General features: G+C 57.8%; 19 protein-coding genes and 1 pseudogene. 11 read left to right on the forward strand and 9 right to left on the reverse strand.

The genetic code is table 11. From position 1 onward, the window contains the following. Positions 1-12: 12 nt before the first annotated feature. On the reverse strand, positions 13-417 hold the full coding sequence (locus tag CE636_RS03380) for a YdeI family stress tolerance OB fold protein (RefSeq protein WP_025999267.1): 405 nt from the start codon (positions 415-417) through the stop codon (positions 13-15). A 144-nt stretch (positions 418-561) separates the two neighbouring features. On the opposite strand from CE636_RS03380, the gene CE636_RS03385 reads away from it, so the two are divergent. The 3 genes from CE636_RS03385 to CE636_RS03395 all read left to right on the forward strand — a co-directional run bounded on the left by CE636_RS03385 (position 562) and on the right by CE636_RS03395 (position 2,836). Continuing rightward, complete coding sequence (locus CE636_RS03385; protein WP_017900535.1) at positions 562-1,065, forward strand: hypothetical protein; 504 nt, start codon at positions 562-564, stop codon at positions 1,063-1,065. Positions 1,066-1,073: 8 nt separating this feature from the next. Next, entirely contained in the window at positions 1,074-1,520 is a 447-nt protein-coding gene (locus CE636_RS03390; RefSeq protein WP_004202634.1) for a DUF421 domain-containing protein, read from the forward strand. Positions 1,521-1,840: 320 nt separating this feature from the next. Further along, the gene (locus CE636_RS03395; protein ID WP_017900534.1) at positions 1,841-2,836 is read left to right on the forward strand and encodes an SDR family oxidoreductase; all 996 of its coding nucleotides are present in this window, start codon (positions 1,841-1,843) and stop codon (positions 2,834-2,836) included. Here the strand turns inward: CE636_RS03395 and CE636_RS03400 are convergent. From CE636_RS03400 to CE636_RS03415, 5 genes are all read right to left on the reverse strand, one after another. Next, positions 2,833-4,458 (reverse strand): alpha-amylase family protein, encoded by a 1,626-nt coding sequence (locus CE636_RS03400; RefSeq protein WP_017900533.1) that lies wholly within the window; start codon positions 4,456-4,458, stop codon positions 2,833-2,835. The genes CE636_RS03395 and CE636_RS03400 overlap by 4 nt on opposite strands. Positions 4,459-4,497: 39 nt before the next feature. Then, on the reverse strand, positions 4,498-4,671 hold the full coding sequence (locus CE636_RS28505) for a hypothetical protein (protein ID WP_017900532.1): 174 nt from the start codon (positions 4,669-4,671) through the stop codon (positions 4,498-4,500). A 16-nt stretch (positions 4,672-4,687) separates the two neighbouring features. After that, complete coding sequence (locus CE636_RS03405; protein WP_017900531.1) at positions 4,688-5,194, reverse strand: ferritin-like domain-containing protein; 507 nt, start codon at positions 5,192-5,194, stop codon at positions 4,688-4,690. Between the two features lie 23 nt (positions 5,195-5,217). Then, positions 5,218-5,433, reverse strand: a complete 216-nt coding sequence (locus CE636_RS03410; RefSeq protein ID WP_004202641.1) for a hypothetical protein — start codon at positions 5,431-5,433, stop codon at positions 5,218-5,220. A gap of 366 nt (positions 5,434-5,799) precedes the next feature. Continuing rightward, positions 5,800-5,985, reverse strand: a complete 186-nt coding sequence (locus CE636_RS03415) for a general stress protein (protein ID WP_004143718.1) — start codon at positions 5,983-5,985, stop codon at positions 5,800-5,802. A gap of 658 nt (positions 5,986-6,643) precedes the next feature. Here CE636_RS03415 and CE636_RS03420 point away from each other — a divergent pair. Further along, entirely contained in the window at positions 6,644-7,558 is a 915-nt protein-coding gene (locus CE636_RS03420; protein ID WP_004202642.1) for an SDR family oxidoreductase, read from the forward strand. Positions 7,559-7,748: 190 nt separating this feature from the next. Next, positions 7,749-7,994 (forward strand): YmjA family protein, encoded by a 246-nt coding sequence (locus CE636_RS03425; RefSeq protein WP_004202643.1) that lies wholly within the window; start codon positions 7,749-7,751, stop codon positions 7,992-7,994. A 67-nt stretch (positions 7,995-8,061) separates the two neighbouring features. Here CE636_RS03425 and CE636_RS03430 read toward each other — a convergent pair whose 3' ends face one another. After that, positions 8,062-8,955 carry a LysR family transcriptional regulator gene (locus tag CE636_RS03430; RefSeq protein ID WP_017900530.1) on the reverse strand — a complete coding sequence of 298 codons (894 nt, stop codon included), beginning with the start codon at positions 8,953-8,955 and terminating at the stop codon, positions 8,062-8,064. 114 nt (positions 8,956-9,069) lie between these two features. Between CE636_RS03430 and CE636_RS03435 the strand changes: the two genes are divergently transcribed. Further along, the gene (locus tag CE636_RS03435; protein WP_017900529.1) at positions 9,070-9,921 is read left to right on the forward strand and encodes a Vmh family MBL fold metallo-hydrolase; all 852 of its coding nucleotides are present in this window, start codon (positions 9,070-9,072) and stop codon (positions 9,919-9,921) included. Between the two features lie 177 nt (positions 9,922-10,098). Further along, positions 10,099-10,239, forward strand: coding sequence for a stationary-phase-induced ribosome-associated protein (gene sra, locus CE636_RS03440; RefSeq protein ID WP_004202647.1), 141 nt, complete (start codon positions 10,099-10,101; stop codon positions 10,237-10,239). Here the strand turns inward: sra and CE636_RS28510 are convergent. After that, positions 10,236-10,343 carry a hypothetical protein gene (locus CE636_RS28510; RefSeq protein ID WP_032425875.1) on the reverse strand — a complete coding sequence of 36 codons (108 nt, stop codon included), beginning with the start codon at positions 10,341-10,343 and terminating at the stop codon, positions 10,236-10,238. The genes sra and CE636_RS28510 overlap by 4 nt on opposite strands. A gap of 78 nt (positions 10,344-10,421) precedes the next feature. Between CE636_RS28510 and CE636_RS03445 the strand changes: the two genes are divergently transcribed. The 4 genes and pseudogenes from CE636_RS03445 (at position 10,422) to CE636_RS03460 (ending at position 15,770) form a co-directional block, all read left to right on the forward strand. Further along, the gene (locus CE636_RS03445) at positions 10,422-12,119 is read left to right on the forward strand and encodes an NAD-dependent malic enzyme (RefSeq protein WP_004202648.1); all 1,698 of its coding nucleotides are present in this window, start codon (positions 10,422-10,424) and stop codon (positions 12,117-12,119) included. 183 nt (positions 12,120-12,302) lie between these two features. Further along, positions 12,303-13,010 (forward strand): annotated as a pseudogene (locus tag CE636_RS03450) (glycosyl transferase). Then, positions 13,011-13,697, forward strand: a complete 687-nt coding sequence (locus tag CE636_RS03455) for a hypothetical protein (protein WP_017900528.1) — start codon at positions 13,011-13,013, stop codon at positions 13,695-13,697. Positions 13,698-14,057: 360 nt separating this feature from the next. Then, on the forward strand, positions 14,058-15,770 hold the full coding sequence (locus tag CE636_RS03460) for an ABC-F family ATP-binding cassette domain-containing protein (protein ID WP_017900527.1): 1,713 nt from the start codon (positions 14,058-14,060) through the stop codon (positions 15,768-15,770). 33 nt (positions 15,771-15,803) lie between these two features. Here the strand turns inward: CE636_RS03460 and CE636_RS03465 are convergent, their stop codons facing one another. Further along, a complete protein-coding gene (locus tag CE636_RS03465) occupies positions 15,804-16,757 on the reverse strand; it encodes a bifunctional helix-turn-helix transcriptional regulator/GNAT family N-acetyltransferase (protein ID WP_017900526.1) in 954 nt (317 codons plus the stop codon). Positions 16,758-16,808: the final 51 nt, after the last annotated feature.

The raw sequence follows: 16,808 nt of genomic DNA on the forward strand, positions 1-16,808 counted from the left end.
GGTAAGCTCCCCTTACTTAGGCGACTGTTTGAGCAGGCGATCGATACGTACTACCGGCGGCTTCATTTTGCGATCAAGGCTGCCGTTAATACTGACCAGATCGTCAGGCTCTACGTGCTGTTCATTAAACGCGGCAACCGGAATAATGGCGGTGATGGTGCCGCTTTTATCGCGAAACTGATAACGGTCATCCCCCTGTCGGGTGAGCAGATTGCCGCGCAGGGAAACCGTGGCGCCGTCGTGCATGGTTTTCGCCTGCTCAACGGTCATGATCCGCCCCTCCTCGACGCCGCGATAGCCGTCATCGAGTTTGTGCGGCGGCGGCGGCGCGGCATCCTGGCTAAAACCGCCTTTATCGTCCGCCTGCGCGACCGCGGCGGCAAACAAACAGGCCATGGCCAAGGCTAATTTTTTCATCATGCCTCCTTGTTTTTGCTGATGAACAGATTAAAGCCTGGCTGAGGCTGGCCATTTTTACAAAGTCAATTGTTCTGATATCGTCTAATATAAGAATGTCCTTATCGTTACGCTGATGGCGAAACGAAACGCGGGGAAATAATAATGACTGAGAATCAACAACCTTGTCACATCGTCGACGAGAATGAACAGGCCCTCCGCTTTGAATATCGCTTCAGGCGCTATGGGATAATTGTTCTCAGCCTCATCATCCTTACCGCATTGAGCGGCCTGTGGTCCTCCGGACATTTCAGTGAGGCGCACCGGGAAAGCCCTAATGGTGAATTACGCGTCGATTACCAGCGTTATGCCAGACTGATGAGTGAAACCGAACTGAATATTCAGATCAAACCCACGCAGGAAAATGACACGACGATCAGTTTCGCCGCCACGTTATTAACCCGTTACCAGGTTGGCGATATCCGCCCGCAGCCGGATAAGATGTACAGTGCCGACGGGAAATTACATCTGGTGTATCAGCGGACAACCAGCCGCTCGCCGCAATCGGTATGGTTATCTATTACCCCCAAAACGATAGGCAATATTTCCCTGCAGGCGGCAGTCAACGATCGCCCTGCCGTCAGCTGGCAACAGTTTGTCTATCCGTAGGAGTCGCGATGGAAATGGTCCTCAGAGCCGCAGCAATCTATCTGATCCTGCTGATTATTTTCAAGATTGCCGGTAGACGAACCCTGATGCAGTTAACCAATTTTGACCTGATACTGCTGCTGATTATCAGTGAAGCGACCCAGCAGGCGATGCTCAGCACAGACTATTCCGTTACCGGTTCGATGCTGACTATCGTCACCCTGGTCAGTATTGATATTTTATTCGGCTATATTAAGAAAAAATTTGCCCAGGCGGAAAATTTTCTGGATGGCACGCCGGTTATCGTAGTGGAAAATGGTGCTGTCATCGATGAGAAAATGAAGCTCGTCAATATTTCTGTCGATGATATCCTGCTGGCGGCCAGGCAGCACCATGGGATTTATGAACTGAAAGCGATAAAATTCGCTATTCTCGAACGTAACGGCCAGATATCCATTATTCCGGAACAGGAATAACACCGGCTTAGCTATTTATCGCGCTCCGGTTGTTTATCCCCCGATTCCGGGGCGCGGGTGGCGTCGTCCTCTTCTTTTTCAACGCTACGCGTGTTTACTGTCAACATTTTTCCTCCTCGCGGGTTGTCAAGTATCTTACAGATTATAGAACCTTAACGTCTGCTTATGCAGAAACAGGCCAGAGTCATCAGGATATGTCGCCTGATTCACACTGCGCTTATTCCAGGATATTTCCCACCTCACCGTCGTTATTTATGCTTAATAATGATTCGATCCGTGCAGCTTAAATTTACGATAGCGAAACAATTAATGAGGTCACTATGTCCGTGATGGTTATTACCGGCGGAACCGCCGGGGCAGGAAAAACCACCGCGCTGCGTTTCGCCCGCGCAGGGTATCACGTGGCGCTGATCGCCCGCGATGAAACGGGTCTGCAGGAGACGCAGCAGGCTTGTGAACGTTTCGGCGTCAAAACGCTGGCGATTAGCGCCGATGTCGCCGATGCCGGGGCCGTGCAGCGCGCCGCCTCCGAGGTGGAAGCCTCCCTCGGCGCCATCGACGTCTGGATCAATAACGCCATGACCACCGTGCTGGCGCCCTTTCGGCAGATGAGCGACGACGAATTTCGCCGGGTGACGGAGGTGACCTATCTCGGCTATGTCAACGGCACCCGCGCGGCGCTCGAGGTCATGACGCCCCGGGATCGGGGGGTGATTATTCAGGCTGGATCGGCGCTGGCCTGGCGCTCGATCCCCCTGCAGTCGGCCTATTGCGGAGCTAAAGCGGCGATCCGCGGCTTCACCGATGCCGTGCGCACCGAGCTGATGCATGAGAAAAGCCACATCCAGTTGACCATGGTCCAGCTGCCGGGGATGAATACTGCTCAGTTTGGCTGGGCGCGCAACAAAATGGAGCAGGCCATGCAGCCGGTACCGCCGGTCTATCAGCCGGAGGTCGCCGCTGAGGCCATCTACAGCGTGATCCAGCGGCCGGTGAACGAGCTGTGGGTGGGGAAAAGCACCATCCAGTCGATCCTCGGCCAGGTCTTCTTCCCTCGTCTGCTCGATCGGCTGATGGTGAAAAAAGCGTGGGAGGGACAGTTTACCGGCCAGCCGAAGCCGGCAGAGCATCAGGACGACCTGTTCACGCCAGTGCGCGGCAATCATCCCGGACACGGCCCCTTTAACGATGGCGCGCGGCGTAAAGCGGTGACCATCAGCGCCGATCTCCCGGGGAAAGTGGCTGCCGGCGTCGGCGTGGCAGTGGCGACGATGGCCCTGCGGGCGTTGTTCCGCCGACCAGGAAGACGGCGCTAAAGCAGGCTGCGGCTGAACCAGCGGTAACCATAGCCGGATAGCGCCAGCCGCGCCTTTTCTCCGCCGTATAGCCCGTCCTGGTAGAACTTATCTTCCAGGATCGGGCTCCAGTAACCCTCGGCCAGCGGCGGGAGCTGGACCTCCACTGCCTGCTGGCTGCAGTTCGCCAGCATCAGCACCTCCCGCGATTCGCTGCGATAGCACAAGCCCAGCACCGCGGCTGGCTTCACTGTAATAAGGGTAAAAGGGATGGATCCCGGTTCAGTATATTCCGTGCGCGCCAGTACCATATTGCGTACCCGATGCAGTAGCGACCGGGGGTGGCGCAACGCCGCTTCGACATTGATCCGCTGGTAGCGAAACCGTCCACTGGCCACCGGTTTCACCGGCAAATCATCCGGCGCCGCCCGGGAAAAGCCGCCGTTGGGCGCGCCCGACCACTGCATCGGCGTTCGGACCGCGTAGCGCTCCGGTAAGCGCAGATCGTCGCCCATACCAATCTCGTCGCCATAGCGCATCACCGGCACGCCAGGCAGCGCGAGCAGGATGGCATGAGCCAGCGCGATGCGTCGGGTATCGCCATCCAGCATCGGCGCCAGCCGCCGGCGCACGCCGCGCTGGTAAACGGACATCGATTTATCAGGGGCAAAGGTGCGGATAACCTGGCGTTTGTTGCGTTCGCCAATCCCCTCAAGATCCAGTTCATCATGGTTACGCAGCCAGTTGACGAAGCAGCATCCGTCCGGCGGGGCCACCATTGCCTGCAACGCCTTCACTACCGGGGTGGCGCGCTGCTGCGCCAGGCTGACATAGAGATATTTATTAAGCCAAAAATTGAGCACCATCTGCAGCCGATCGCCGCGGCCGAAATAATGGCGATAATCTTCCACTTCCACGTCCACTTCACCCAACAGTATCGCGTCGGGATTGAGGCGCTGCACGACCTGCCGGAGATGCATCAACAGCGGGTAGCCCCGCGCCTCGTCGCCCTTCCCGGCCTGCTTCACCAGATGTGACGCCGCATCGAGGCGAAATCCTGACACCCCGGCCTGCAGCCAGAAGGTGATGATGTTTTCAATTTCAGCGATCACCGGCGGATGAGCGAGATTCAGGTCGGGCTCATGGCGATAAAACATGTGGCGATAGTATTGTCCGGCCTGGTCGTCCCAGCTCCAGACGCTCTCCTCGACGCCGGGAAACATGGGAGGATCGTCGTTCTCCGGCGGCCGATCGGCCCAAAGATAGTATGGCCGCCACGGCGACCGGGGATCGCGTCGCGCCGCCTGAAACCACGGGTGCTGGGCAGAAGTGTGCTGGATAACCAGCTCAACAATCACCCGCAGCCCCAGCTCCCGGGCGCGGGCAATCAGCTCAATCACATCGGCGATGGTCCCGAAACGGGGATCGGGCTGCAAATGGTCGCTGATATCATAGCCATCATCCTGCAGTGGGGTAAGATAGAAAGGGGTCAGCCAGAGCACCGTCGCCCCCAGGCTACGAATGTAGTGCAGCTTTTGGCGTATACCGGCAAGATCGCCAAACCCATCGCCGTTGGCGTCGTAAAACAGAGCACTGTCAACCTGATAGATGACCGCTCTGTGAAACCACTCTTCCTGTTGCATCACTATCACCTTGCGTTCTGCCCGCCACTGTCAGCGTCCTCAGCGCGCCCTGCTGGTTTTCGTGCGCGTTTTGTCGACTGGCGATACGGGGCCGTGCTCTGCAGGTGGCACCCTGTTCGCCACCGCGTCCACCAGCGCCTGCTGCCTGGCGGTTAATTTCAGCGGAACCGCTTTCTCTGTGGCGAGGATCGCGATGGTGTGGCGCTTAACCATGATTGACTCCGGCGGCTTATTGTCCGGCCTCAACGCCGGGCAGAGAGTTATGCATCAGATATTGTCCGGTCAGCGCCGGCAGATGATGCAGCAGCCAGTCAGCCATCCCTCTCTCTTCGGCAAGGATCCCTTCCAGAGTCGGCATCGCGCTATGGTCCCCCACGCGCTTCGCCGCCGTTAATAAAGCGGTATAGCAGGCGACCTCAAAATGGGCAAAAACGTAGGCGGTGAGAATGAGTTTAATGAGCTCATCGCCGGGTAGCATGATGCCGATAGTCTGGCCCAGGGCTGCGACCCGGCTCATCGCATCCTTCAGCGCCGAGCGGGAAATATGGTTGCGGGCGATAAGGTCCTGCAGAGCGGACAGTTGCCGACGAGTTTCATAAAGATGTTGTTCAAGGCGGGTTCGCAGTTGCGGTTCATTATCGAGGCGTCTGATGGTGGCCATAAGCAGTGACTCGGCCTGTTTTTCCATGGCATGGGCATCGCGAAGCCAGTTGTGGTAATTTTCACTATCCGTCATATACACCTCTGATCGTTAATTATTTATTTTGACGGGGAATCTTCATTCTCTTCCGCCGCCTGGTCAGCTCGCGCTGCGCTATATCCGGATAAATGTCCAACAATATTGGCATAAATACTGATGAGAATGACCCACAGGACGCTGTCTTTCCACCAGATTAACGAGGGTATCGCCAGGCCCACCCACATAACGGCGGCCACAAGATGACAGCGCTTAATAAATACCGGCGTCAGTTTCATTTTATTACCTTAGATCTGAACAATATTTAGCAAGCGGATGTGTTGCTACCCGCCCCTGGCGTCCGACGATTGACACCAGGCTTAAAATAGCTTACTTATGCACAGCGATAAAAAGCAGTACTGTTACGTATTGCTCCGAACCGTTATTTACTCACTCTTAGCGCTTCGCCGGCACAATGCCGTTGCGGTAATCAGTATTTAATTGTTAAGATGGCTGTAATTAAATTATTCTGCACCTCTTTTCCCGTCGCGGAGAATAGACAATAGCTGAGGGAAGCGTTTGCAAATAAACAGAAACCTGCGGACCCACAGGCCCACAGGTTTCTTTCCCGACGCCGTCATAACGGCGTCACGGGTCATCAGTCATCAGCTGTCGCCGGATTTACGGCCGCCGCCATGGCTGTTCTTACCACCCTTTTTACCGGCTTCGGATGCACGCTCAGGATCATTTTTGAAGTTCCCGCCGCTGTGCTGCCCACCTTTACGCCCGGCTTCGGATGCTTTTTCACGATCTTCTGCAAAATTACCTGAACCGCCTCTATGCTCTGCCATAATTTTCACCTTTGGTTTGATCAATATCGGTTGGTAAATGGAAAATGACCCTGTTACAAATCATCGCCCTCGATATCTAACACTAGAGGAATACCCGCAGGAGTCAAATTAATTTTGGCCATCACCCAGCGCATCGACAAAATAAATTAACCACAGCGAAGCGGCAATAAAAATTAATTTTTACGCAACTCCCTTATTCGCTTTGGGTTATATGTACCTTGTGAACTGTACTGTGGACATTGGTTCACGTTTGTAAACTAATGAAAATAATCTGATGAATAAATGTTTCTACAAATCCCGGGCTGCCACCCTTCCAAAAATTAACACCAAAGAGGTATACCATTATTATCCATGCGTAGCGGATTACCCTATTATTCCCCTTTTCACTTTGTCTCCCTCTCTGCCTTTAAAAAATCTCCGCCGCGCAGCAAATAAAATAGCCAGCCCGCATTAAGTCATGATGGAATAATCCTAATTTAACCCCGGCAATGATAACGCAGCGCTATTTGCTTAAATACGCCGGGGATCAGTCGGTTAAGGAATAACAATGCGTCTTTTCGCGGCCATTCACTGGCCCTGGGTGAGTCATCCGGGGTCTGGCGATGGGGGAACCTGACCTATCCTTACAGCTGGCCCGTTCTGTCTGAAGGAGATGACTATGCAAGATGAAAAACCGCCCATGAAGAAACTACCCACCTCCATGTTGCCAGAAGAGACGGCTCCACGTCCGGAGTTCCCGGAGCAAGAACAGAACCCGCCGGGTCTGGATGCGGAAATGGAGCCGTCACCGGACCATGGGGAAACCAGCTACACCGGCACCGGGCGGCTGGCCGGTAAGAAAGCGCTAATTACCGGCGGCGACTCCGGCATTGGCCGCGCGGTGGCGATCGCCTTTGCCCGCGAAGGGGCCGATGTCGCCATAAGCTATCTGCCGGAGGAGCAAGAGGACGCCGATGAAGTCATCGCTCTGATCAAAGCCGAAGGCCGCACCGCGGTGGCCCTGCCGGGGGATATTCGCTCCGAGTCCTTCTGTCAGTCGCTGGTGGCCGACGCGGTGCAACAGCTGGGAGGCCTGAGCATCCTGGTCAATAACGCCGGACGTCAGCAATATTGTGAGACCCTTGAGGAGCTGACCACTGAAGACTTTGACGCCACCTTTAAGACCAATGTCTACGCGCCGTTCTGGATCACCCGCGCCGCGCTGCCCCATCTCCAGGCCGGGAGCGCGATCATCAACACCACCTCGGTGCAGGCCTATAAACCCAGTCCGATCCTCCTCGATTACGCCCAGACCAAAGCCTGCCTGGCGATCTTCACCAAATCGCTGGCCAAACAGGTGGCAAAACGCGGCATTCGCGTTAACGCCGTAGCCCCCGGCCCTTACTGGACGGTGCTGCAGTCCAGCGGCGGTCAGCCGGACGAGAAAGTGAAACAGTTCGGGAAAGACACGCCGATGGGGCGCCCGGGGCAGCCGGTCGAGATCGCCCCGCTGTACGTCACCCTGGCATCCGATGCCTGCTCATATACCTCCGGCCAGGTGTGGTGCTCTGACGGTGGAGACGGGGTAGTCTAAGCCTCCTGGCAGACCGGCGTGCGGCATCGCGCGCCGGTTTTACCCTCCGTCCCCCGGGGAGCGATATCTGCCCTCTCGCCTCGCCGCCGCAGCGATTTTTCCTCTCCTGCAGCCTACCGGCTGCGTGCTATGATACTCGCCCGCCGCTGTGCGCTAACCCCGGCCCTGACGCCAATCCTGAGGACGACAGATGAGTAACGACATTCCCCTGAAATTTTATGACATCGTGGACGAATACGAGACCGAAGCGGCTGCCCCGGTTAAGGATGAGGAACGCGATGCGCTGGCGCGCTATTTTCAGCTGCTGATTGCGCGATTAACCAACAACGAAGAGATCGATGAAGAAGCGCAGCAGGAGATGGCCCGCGAGGCGGCCATTGACGAACGCCGTATTGACGATATCGCCAACTTCCTTAATCAGTGGGGCAATGAGTAAGGTTGATCCTTGGCTTTCCGGCAGGGCAACCGCCCGCCGGCGCTGCCGCTGAAGGCGGCGCCGTTGCTCAGGCATCGGCGAGCGTCTCCCCCAGCCGTCGCTGCAGCGCATCCAGAAACAGCGGCAGCCCATCGGGCTGATAGTCGCGGGAAAGATAGATGCCGTAAACGCTCAGCGCCTTCGGCGTCCAGTCAGGAAGCACCACCTCCAGCGCGCCGCTGGCAATCGCGCTCCGCGCCTCCAGTTCGGGGAGCATCGCGATGCCGCACCCCGCGACCGCCGCCTCCAGCAGTAAGGAAGAGATCCCGGCGCTCAGATTACCGTTCACTGCCACCGACGCCTCCTGACCCTGTGCATCGCTGAATTGCCAGCGCTGGCCGGCAAAATGACTGTATAACAGGCAGTTATGCTGTTGCAGATCGTCAAGGGTCGTCAGCGGACCATGCTGGCGGATCCAGCGCGGCGCAGCGCAGAGTAGCGACCGGCACACGCCTAGGCGGCGAGCGATAGCCCCCGCCTCCGGATTATCGGTAATTCGAATAGCCACGTCGATGCGCTCGCCGATCAGGCTGACCGGATGGTTATTGATATCCAGCTCCAGACGCAACAGCGGATAACGGGCAAGAAAATCCGGCAGTAGCGGGGAGATCAGCTGCATCGCGGTAAAATGCGCGCACGCCACCCGCAGCGTGCCGCTGGGGTCGGCACGCTGGCGTTCGCCGGCGATTTCATCAGCGATCCGCGTCAGACCGCGGGTCTTGAGCAATACCTTCTCCCCGGCCGGGGTCAGCGTCAGCCGCCGGGTTGAGCGATGGATCAGCCGGGCGCCGGCCCAGCTCTCCATCTGTTCCAGATAGCGGCTGACCATCGGGCGCGACATCCCCAGCGCGCGCGCCGCGGCGCTGAGGCTTCCCAGCTCGCAAATTCGCAGATACACCTGCGCCGCAATTACCCTGTCCATCACGCCCCCTTTACCTGCACGATTTATGAAACTCAGCATCTCTTATTTCAGGAATTCTATCAAATGGCGAAATCCGTACAATGCTACGCATTCCCCTGTCATTGAGAATGAATCATGAAATTATCTGCTCTTGCTATTGCCTCCGCCCTGTTCAGCGGCGCGGTCTTCGCGGCGCCGCTGACGCTGCAGACTTACAACCCTCAGGAGAAAGGTCTTTTTGCCGTCAACTCCACCCTCGTTTCCGGCCCGCATGAAGCGGTGCTGTTTGACGCCCAGTTCAGCGTCAAAGACGGCGAAAAGCTGGTAGACATGATCAAGAAAAACGGCAAACCGCTGTCGCGGATTGTGATCACCTCCGGCGATCCTGACTTCTATTTTGGCCTTGAGCCGCTGGTGAAAGCCTTCCCGCAGGCGGAAGTGGTCGCCACGCCGGAAGTGGTTAAACATATTGCAGCCACCAAAGCGGCAAAGCTGGCGTACTGGGGACCACAGATGAAAGACGGTGCGCCGACGCAGGTATACGTCCCGCAGGCGCTGAAAGCCAACAGCTTTACCATCGATGGCGAAAAAGTGACGATTATGCAGCCCCATGACTACGCGGCGTTCGTTTGGATCCGGGCGAACAAAACGATCCTCGGCGGCACCGGCGTGGCCTGGGGCATGCATCTCTGGACCGCCGACACCCAGACGCCGGCCAGTCGACAGCAGTGGCGCACTACGCTGGACCAGATGATTGCTCTGCACCCGCAGCAGGTGATCCCGGGACATTACCTCGGCACGCCGCCGGAGGGTGACAGCGCGGTGCGCTTTACCAAAACCTACCTCCAGCAGTTTGAGCAAGCGCTGAAGACACATAAGGACTCCGCCGGGGTGATCAAGGCAATGGAGACACAGTGGCCAGGGCTGGCGGAAACCAGCTCGCTGGAGCTCAGCGCCAAAGTTAATACCGGCGAGATGAAGTGGTAACGCCGGCGCTGCGCGAGGGAGACTGTTCTTAATCTGGCGCACTGAGGTTGCTATTGCCCTGAAAATGGACCACCCTACCTGTGGCCGCATAAAAAACGTGCGGCCAACTTTGGGTTACATTTCATCCGGTCACCACCGGGTTTGCCCTTGAAACCAGAACAGGATAAAGGAGTCAGAATGAAATCGAACCATCAGGCACGTCATCTTCTCGGTCTGAACTACAAGCTTTCCCAGCAGAAAAAAGTGGTGCTGGAAGGCGATGAAGCAACCACCCTCAACCATATCCATGCTACCGGCCGCAAACGCCGCGGTGGTTAATTTTCAGCCTGAGTGATGATAAACAACACCGTCCTGTTGCCAGGATGGTGTTTTTTTATGGCAATTGACGGCTTGTTTACCCGCTTGAAGACCTTCTGCTCTATACTCTGCCCGCTGCTTTTCCCCCCGCCCTTCGCTTATCGCCGCGCCGGGACTGTGGACACGATCAAGGAGTTAGTGCGATGCAATTTACCCATAAGAAAAACCGTTCCCTGTACATCCCCTACGCGGGTCCCGTTCTGCTTGAATTCCCCCTGCTCAACAAGGGCAGCGCCTTCAGTATGGAAGAGCGCAGCAGTTTCAACCTTCTTGGCCTGCTGCCGGAAGTGGTTGAAACCATCGAAGAGCAAGCGGAACGCGCGTGGATCCAGTATCAGGGATTCAAAACAGAAATCGACAAACACATTTACCTGCGTAACATCCAGGACACCAACGAGACCCTTTTCTATCGCCTGATTGGCAACCATCTCGAAGAGATGATGCCGGTTATCTATACCCCGACGGTAGGCGCCGCCTGCGAACGTTTCTCCGAGATTTACCGTCGCGCCCGCGGCGTCTTTATCTCCTACCAGAATCGCCATAATCTTGACGACATTCTGCAGAACGTACCGAACCATAACGTCAAAGTGATTGTGGTGACCGATGGCGAGCGTATCCTCGGCCTCGGCGACCAGGGCATCGGCGGGATGGGGATCCCGATCGGCAAACTGTCGCTGTACACCACTTGCGGCGGCATCAGCCCGGCTTACACCCTGCCCATCGTGCTGGACGTCGGAACAAACAACCAGCAGTTGCTGGACGATCCGCTGTATATGGGCTGGCGCCACCCGCGTATTACCGATGACGAGTACTACCAGTTCGTTGACGACGTGATCCAGGCGATTAAGGCCCGCTGGCCGGACGTGCTGCTGCAGTTTGAAGACTTTGCGCAGAAGAACGCTATGCCGCTGCTCAACCGCTACCGCAATGAGATCTGCTCCTTTAACGACGATATCCAGGGTACCGCGGCGGTGACCGTCGGGACGCTGATCGCCGCCAGCCGCGGCGCCGGCAGTCAGCTGAGCGAACAGAAAATTGTCTTCCTCGGGGCGGGCTCCGCCGGCTGCGGCATCGCCGAGCAAATTATCGCCCAGATCGTCCGCGAAGGACTCAGTGAAGAAGAGGCCCGCCAGCGCGTGTTCATGGTTGACCGCTTTGGCCTGTTAACCGACGGCATGCCTAATCTGCTGCCGTTCCAGAACAAGCTGGTGCAGAAACGCGAACATCTGCAGGGCTGGGATACCACTAACGATGTACTTTCCCTGCTCGACGTGGTGCGCAACGTGAAACCGAACATCCTGATCGGCGTTTCCGGTCAGCCGGGGCTGTTCACGGAAGAGATTATCCGCGAAATGCACAAGCATTGCCCGCGGCCAATCGTGATGCCGCTCTCCAACCCAACGTCACGGGTGGAAGCCACGCCGCAGAATATCCTGAGCTGGACCGACGGCGAGGCGCTGGTCGCCACCGGCAGTCCGTTTGCCCCGGTTACCGTCAAAGGCAAACAGTACCCCATCGCCCAGTGCAACAACTCCTATATCTTCCCGGGCATTGGTCTGGGGGTGATCGCCTCCGGCGCGTCGCGGGTCACCGACGAGATGCTGATGGCCGCCAGCGAAACCCTGGCGAAACACTCGCCGCTGGTGAACAACGGTGAAGGTCCGGTGCTGCCGGAGCTGAAGGATATCCAGACCGTCTCGCGGGCGATCGCCTTCGCGGTCGGTAAGGTGGCTCAGGAGCAGGGCGTGGCGGTGAAAACCTCCGCAGAAGCGCTGCTGCAGTCCATCAGCGATAATTTCTGGCTACCGGAATATCGTAATTACCGCCGCACCTCAATTTAATCGCGCTCACCGGGCCGAACGATCGGCCCGGTTATTAATAGCGTCCGGATAATATTTCCCACCACAGAAACGCCTTTTCCGCCCATATTCATTTATCGTAAAAATAGAAAACGGATAGCATTTGCCGCGCGCCCTCCGCTGTGCAAAATAGTTGTTTCTCACCCCCTCACAACGGAATGTGAAATGCAAAAATTAACCCCTGACGCGAATAAAGCGAAGGCTATTCTGATCCGGATTGTCTTACTCCTCACGGGTAGTATCGCCATCATCGCCGGCCTGTGACTCTCTGGCGGCGATATGTGGATGCTCACCCCGCGCGCTGAGCAGTATCAGCCCGCTACCGGCGATCTGGTGGATATCGTCATCTATACGCCGAGTAAATTCTTCTTCGCCCTGCTCTACGTGTTATTTCTGACTCTGGTCTGGCTGTTGGCGGTGCGTAATATTCCCTGGCGGCCGATACAGCATCCGCTATTCCCGCTGATGGTACTGATTGCCGCCGGAATCTTTATTTTCCTCCATCCGGAGGTCACCCCCGGACGGGATGCCAGTATTCAGTACGGGAAACACAACGTTTATTACACTGCCATTTTCTGGATGAAGACAAATTCTAACCAACGTATCACTCAGCCCTCTAAATATGAGATTTTTGTTGAAGCGAAAGATCCGCGCTGGCCTGTCGACAGGGATAATCTTCATCGCGCCTGGCGCTGTGAAGTGCAGCGGCACAGCCAGTTTTACACCCTGTCATTCAATGAGGGCTGGTTTCCGGACCGCGATCCGCAGGTCATGGCTCGCCAGTGCGCTCCGGTAAGCGATCTTAACGCACTCAGCGACACGGCAATCATGATTGCCCGCCCGATCGCCCCTCTCCCTGGTGAGGTAGCCTAAATGAGCCAGCAAAAATTGGTTCTGCAACCGCTATTACGGGTCTGGCTGGGGTTGTTTAGCGGGCTGCTGCTGGTGAGCGCCATCAGCGCCTTTCACGGCGAGTACTGGTATTTCGGCGATAAGCAGGCGCTTTACGCGGCGAAAGCCGGCGAGGTGTCGGTGCATGAACTCTATACGCCGGCGAAAATCCTCTTCGCTGTTATCGTAATCACGATCCCGCCGCTGCTCTGGCTGCTGCTGGTCAACCGTCTGCCGCTGCGGCCGCTGACCCACCTTCTCCCGCCATTGCTACTGCTGCTGGCGGGACTGGCTTTTTTCTTCCTGAGACCCGACGTGATTCCCGGCGGGGAGACCACCGTCTATCGCTACGGCGAGCGGGAGCGCTACTACCAGACGGTCCGCTGGCAGAAACCGGAGCCGGGCGCGTGGCGGGGTACCCGTTCTGAGTACAAAGTGTATATCGAATATCGCGATCCCAAGGGATATCGCAAAGCCGACAATATTAAAAACGCCTATACCTGTGAAACCCACCGGGAGTCTCGCTTTTTTACCTTAACCACCGAGGAAGATTGGTATCCGGATGCGTATCCGAATATTCTCGACGCCCCCTGCCAGGCGATAAAGGATCCCCAGGCGATGACGGAATATACCCGCGACCACGCCCGCTGGTTTCCCATCATGTTCTAGCAAACACATAAGTCCTCTGCGCCAACCCGGCTTCGTAGGCAAAAGTGGCGCAGGCGAAAGCTGGCGGGGACGCCCCCTGCCAGTTTTGTCACTGGCGCACTTTTCCTTTCCCCACTACACTGCCATCACCCATTCACTTACTGAATATAAAAGGAGGCCCCCCATGCTGTATTGTGAAATGTTTATTGTTTCACATGCCTTAGGCAATGGCGCCAGCTCAAGCGTTATCGGTATCGTGCTGCGATAACTTTGGCTTGAGCGAAGACCCTTCACAGAATCCCTTCTCTCCGGCTTACCGGGTTATCGTCAGCGAGTTTTGACGAGGCATTCGCATGCCTGTAACTCTTGAGTAAGTTGACTATGAGTACATTACTAACTGCCCATGCGCTCCACGTGGAGACGGCTTTTGGGCCGCTGTTTAACACCCTCTCCTTCACCCTGAAGAAAGGCGACCGTATCGGTCTCATTGGCCATAACGGTTGCGGCAAAAGCACCCTGCTGCAGGTGCTGGACGGCACCCTCGCGCCCACCTCGGGCAGCGTCTCGCTCGCCGGTCAGTGTCTGATGGCCCGCGTTGAACAGCATCTGCCGGAGGCGCTGCGTTCGCAGTCACTGCTGCAGGCGGTGCTGGCCCCGTTACCCGCCGACGCCCGGGAAGCACAGCGCTGGCTGGCCGAACGCCTGCTGGCGCAGATGGGCTTCACGCCGGCGGTGATGGCGCAGCAAACCAGCACCCTAAGCGGCGGGCAGCACACGCGCCTGCTGCTGGCCCGGGCGCTGATCCGCCAGCCTGACCTGCTGCTGCTGGATGAGCCCGGCAACCATCTCGATCTGCCCACCCTGTTGTGGCTGGAAAGCTTCCTGCAAACCTGTCAGGGGAGCTTCGTGCTGGTGTCACATGACAATACCTTACTGGATGCTGTAACTAATGCCAGTTGGATCCTCCGCGACCAGACGCTGCACAGCTTCGCCTTGCCCTGCAGCGCTGCCCGTCAGGCACTGCAGGAGCAGGATGAAAGCGCCGCATTACGTCATAAGGCCGAGCAAAAAGAGATCGACCGGGTCAGTGCCAGCGCCCGGCGGCTGGCCACCTGGGGTCGGGTGTATGACAACGAAGATCTCGCCCGCAAAGCCAAACAGATGGAGAAGCAGGTCGCCCGCCTGAAAGACGAGCAGACTGAGCTCAGCGTCGGCCCGCCGTGGCGCCTGGTGTTGCAAGGGGACGCCCTGCCGGCGGACCGCCTGCTGGAGATGGACAGGCTGCCGGTGGCCCCCGCGCCGGGACTGCCGGCCCTGTTTACCACCGGCGTGGCGCGACTGCGCAGCGGAGATCGCGTGGCCATCATGGGGCGCAACGGCGGCGGTAAATCGTCCTTGCTGCGCCTGCTGTGGCAGCAGATGAACGACGCATCGCCTCTTCCGGGGCTGCGTCTGCACCCCCGGCTTCACCCCGGGTATTACGACCAGACGCTGGCGCAGTTGCCGGACGATGCCAGCCTGCTCGACGCCCTGACGCCGTTCGCCCCGTCGGCGGACACCCGGAAACGGGCGCTGATCGCCGCTGGATTTGACTGGGCGAGGCATAGCCAGAAGGTGAGCACCCTCAGCGGCGGTGAGCGGTCGCGACTGCTGTTCGTCGGCCTGTCGCTGGCGCGCTACAGCCTGCTGCTGCTGGATGAACCCACCAACCATCTTGATATGGAGGGCAAAGCGGCGCTGGCGCAGACGCTCCGCGACTACCCCGGCGGCGTGCTGCTGGTTAGTCATGACCGCCAGCTTATTAGCGAAAGCTGTAACCGCTTCTGGCTGATCGACCGCGCCGGGCTAACGGAGTGGCACAGTCTGGAAGAGGTTTATGCCCGTCTGCAGGCGCAGCCCTCCACCCCGACGGTGGCCTACTCACCTCAGGAGCCGTCACTCGCGGCTGATGATGAAGAGGCGCTGCTGGCGCGCCTGATCGCTCTGGAGCAATGGCTGGCGGACGACATGGCCCGTAAGCCGAAACATCAAAAGCCTGCGCTGCAGGCGCAGTGGCGAGAGGAGATCGCCCGGCTGCTTAATCAACTGGGGTAATCTTCGCCCCCCGCCGGCTAAGGCACCCCGCCCTTAGCCGGCGTTGCCTGGCCGGGTAAACTGCTGCTCGATCATCACCTTTCCCCACTGATCCCCCTGCCATTCGCGGGTTAACGTGAAGCCAAAGGACTCATACAGTTTGCGGGCCGCGTCCAGACCTTTAAACGTCCACAGCTGAACGGCGCTGAACTGACGACTATCGCAGAAAGCCATCGCCTCACTGAGGAGCCGCCTGCCAATGCCGGTTCCCCGACAGCTGTCATCGAGAATGAACCAGCGTAGATGCGCCTGCTGCTGGCCGAGATCCTCGCCATCGATCGCCACCGAACCGACAATCTTCCCCTCGCGCATCGCCAGCCAGATCTGGTTGGCCGGCGAGGAAAGCCGGGTGGCAAATTCCGCCACGCCGCTGGCGACCTTGCCTTCAAAAAAAGCGCCGAAGTCATGGTGCCGGGCGTAATACTCCCCGTGCATCTGGGCTATCCGGCCGATCATCCCCGGCTGATAGCCGGTCACCAGCGAAATCTGCGGGGTCGTATCCGCCAGCGCGATATCCCGACACTGCGCCAGCGCCTGCGTATAGGCCGCCAGTCCGCTGGCGACGGTCCGCTGCTGCGGCTCATCCAGATGGCCTAACGCCTCCACCACCCGGCGGGTAGCCCACGCGTTGATCATCGCCACCGTATCGTGCCCCTTGGCGGTCAGCGCCAGCGATTTAGACCGCGCATCCTCCGCGCAGGGACGTTCCTCCAGCTCCCCGGCCGCCAGCAGACGGGCAACCATCCGGCTGACGCTCGATTTTTCCAGGCCCAGCAAAGTCACCAGCTGGGCGGCGGTCATTGCCCCTCTCACCGACACTTCGAGCAGGGTATGCACCGCCGACGGCGAATAGTGGGTGGCGGCAAGCGTGGTGTTCATAAAACCCAGCTCGCGCACCATTAACCGTGAGGCGGTACGGATCTGTTGGATTAAGGAGGTGTCAGCCATAGCGATGCGTCCAGATCAAGATATAGTTGTATTATACAACCATCTATCGCA

It is taken from the genome of Klebsiella sp. LY (assembly GCF_004010915.1).
Lineage (GTDB): Bacteria > Pseudomonadota > Gammaproteobacteria > Enterobacterales > Enterobacteriaceae > Klebsiella > Klebsiella quasipneumoniae.

Excerpts from the sequence above, each read along its gene's own strand:
- CE636_RS03425 (WP_004202643.1), top strand. The coding sequence starts at position 7,749 with ATGAGTAACGACATTCCCCTGAAATTTTATGACATCGTGGACGAATAC.
- CE636_RS03460 (WP_017900527.1), top strand. The coding sequence starts at position 14,058 with ATGAGTACATTACTAACTGCCCATGCGCTCCACGTGGAGACGGCTTTT.
- CE636_RS03465 (WP_017900526.1), bottom strand. The coding sequence starts at position 16,757 with ATGGCTGACACCTCCTTAATCCAACAGATCCGTACCGCCTCACGGTTA.
- CE636_RS03405 (WP_017900531.1), bottom strand. The coding sequence starts at position 5,194 with ATGACGGATAGTGAAAATTACCACAACTGGCTTCGCGATGCCCATGCC.
- sra (WP_004202647.1), top strand. The coding sequence starts at position 10,099 with ATGAAATCGAACCATCAGGCACGTCATCTTCTCGGTCTGAACTACAAG.
- CE636_RS03400 (WP_017900533.1), bottom strand. The coding sequence starts at position 4,458 with ATGCAACAGGAAGAGTGGTTTCACAGAGCGGTCATCTATCAGGTTGAC.
- CE636_RS03380 (WP_025999267.1), bottom strand. The coding sequence starts at position 417 with ATGAAAAAATTAGCCTTGGCCATGGCCTGTTTGTTTGCCGCCGCGGTC.
- CE636_RS03410 (WP_004202641.1), bottom strand. The coding sequence starts at position 5,433 with ATGAAACTGACGCCGGTATTTATTAAGCGCTGTCATCTTGTGGCCGCC.
- CE636_RS03395 (WP_017900534.1), top strand. The coding sequence starts at position 1,841 with ATGTCCGTGATGGTTATTACCGGCGGAACCGCCGGGGCAGGAAAAACC.
- CE636_RS03430 (WP_017900530.1), bottom strand. The coding sequence starts at position 8,955 with ATGGACAGGGTAATTGCGGCGCAGGTGTATCTGCGAATTTGCGAGCTG.
- CE636_RS03420 (WP_004202642.1), top strand. The coding sequence starts at position 6,644 with ATGCAAGATGAAAAACCGCCCATGAAGAAACTACCCACCTCCATGTTG.
- CE636_RS28505 (WP_017900532.1), bottom strand. The coding sequence starts at position 4,671 with ATGGTTAAGCGCCACACCATCGCGATCCTCGCCACAGAGAAAGCGGTT.
- CE636_RS03385 (WP_017900535.1), top strand. The coding sequence starts at position 562 with ATGACTGAGAATCAACAACCTTGTCACATCGTCGACGAGAATGAACAG.
- CE636_RS03390 (WP_004202634.1), top strand. The coding sequence starts at position 1,074 with ATGGAAATGGTCCTCAGAGCCGCAGCAATCTATCTGATCCTGCTGATT.
- CE636_RS03455 (WP_017900528.1), top strand. The coding sequence starts at position 13,011 with ATGAGCCAGCAAAAATTGGTTCTGCAACCGCTATTACGGGTCTGGCTG.
- CE636_RS03415 (WP_004143718.1), bottom strand. The coding sequence starts at position 5,985 with ATGGCAGAGCATAGAGGCGGTTCAGGTAATTTTGCAGAAGATCGTGAA.
- CE636_RS03435 (WP_017900529.1), top strand. The coding sequence starts at position 9,070 with ATGAAATTATCTGCTCTTGCTATTGCCTCCGCCCTGTTCAGCGGCGCG.
- CE636_RS03445 (WP_004202648.1), top strand. The coding sequence starts at position 10,422 with ATGCAATTTACCCATAAGAAAAACCGTTCCCTGTACATCCCCTACGCG.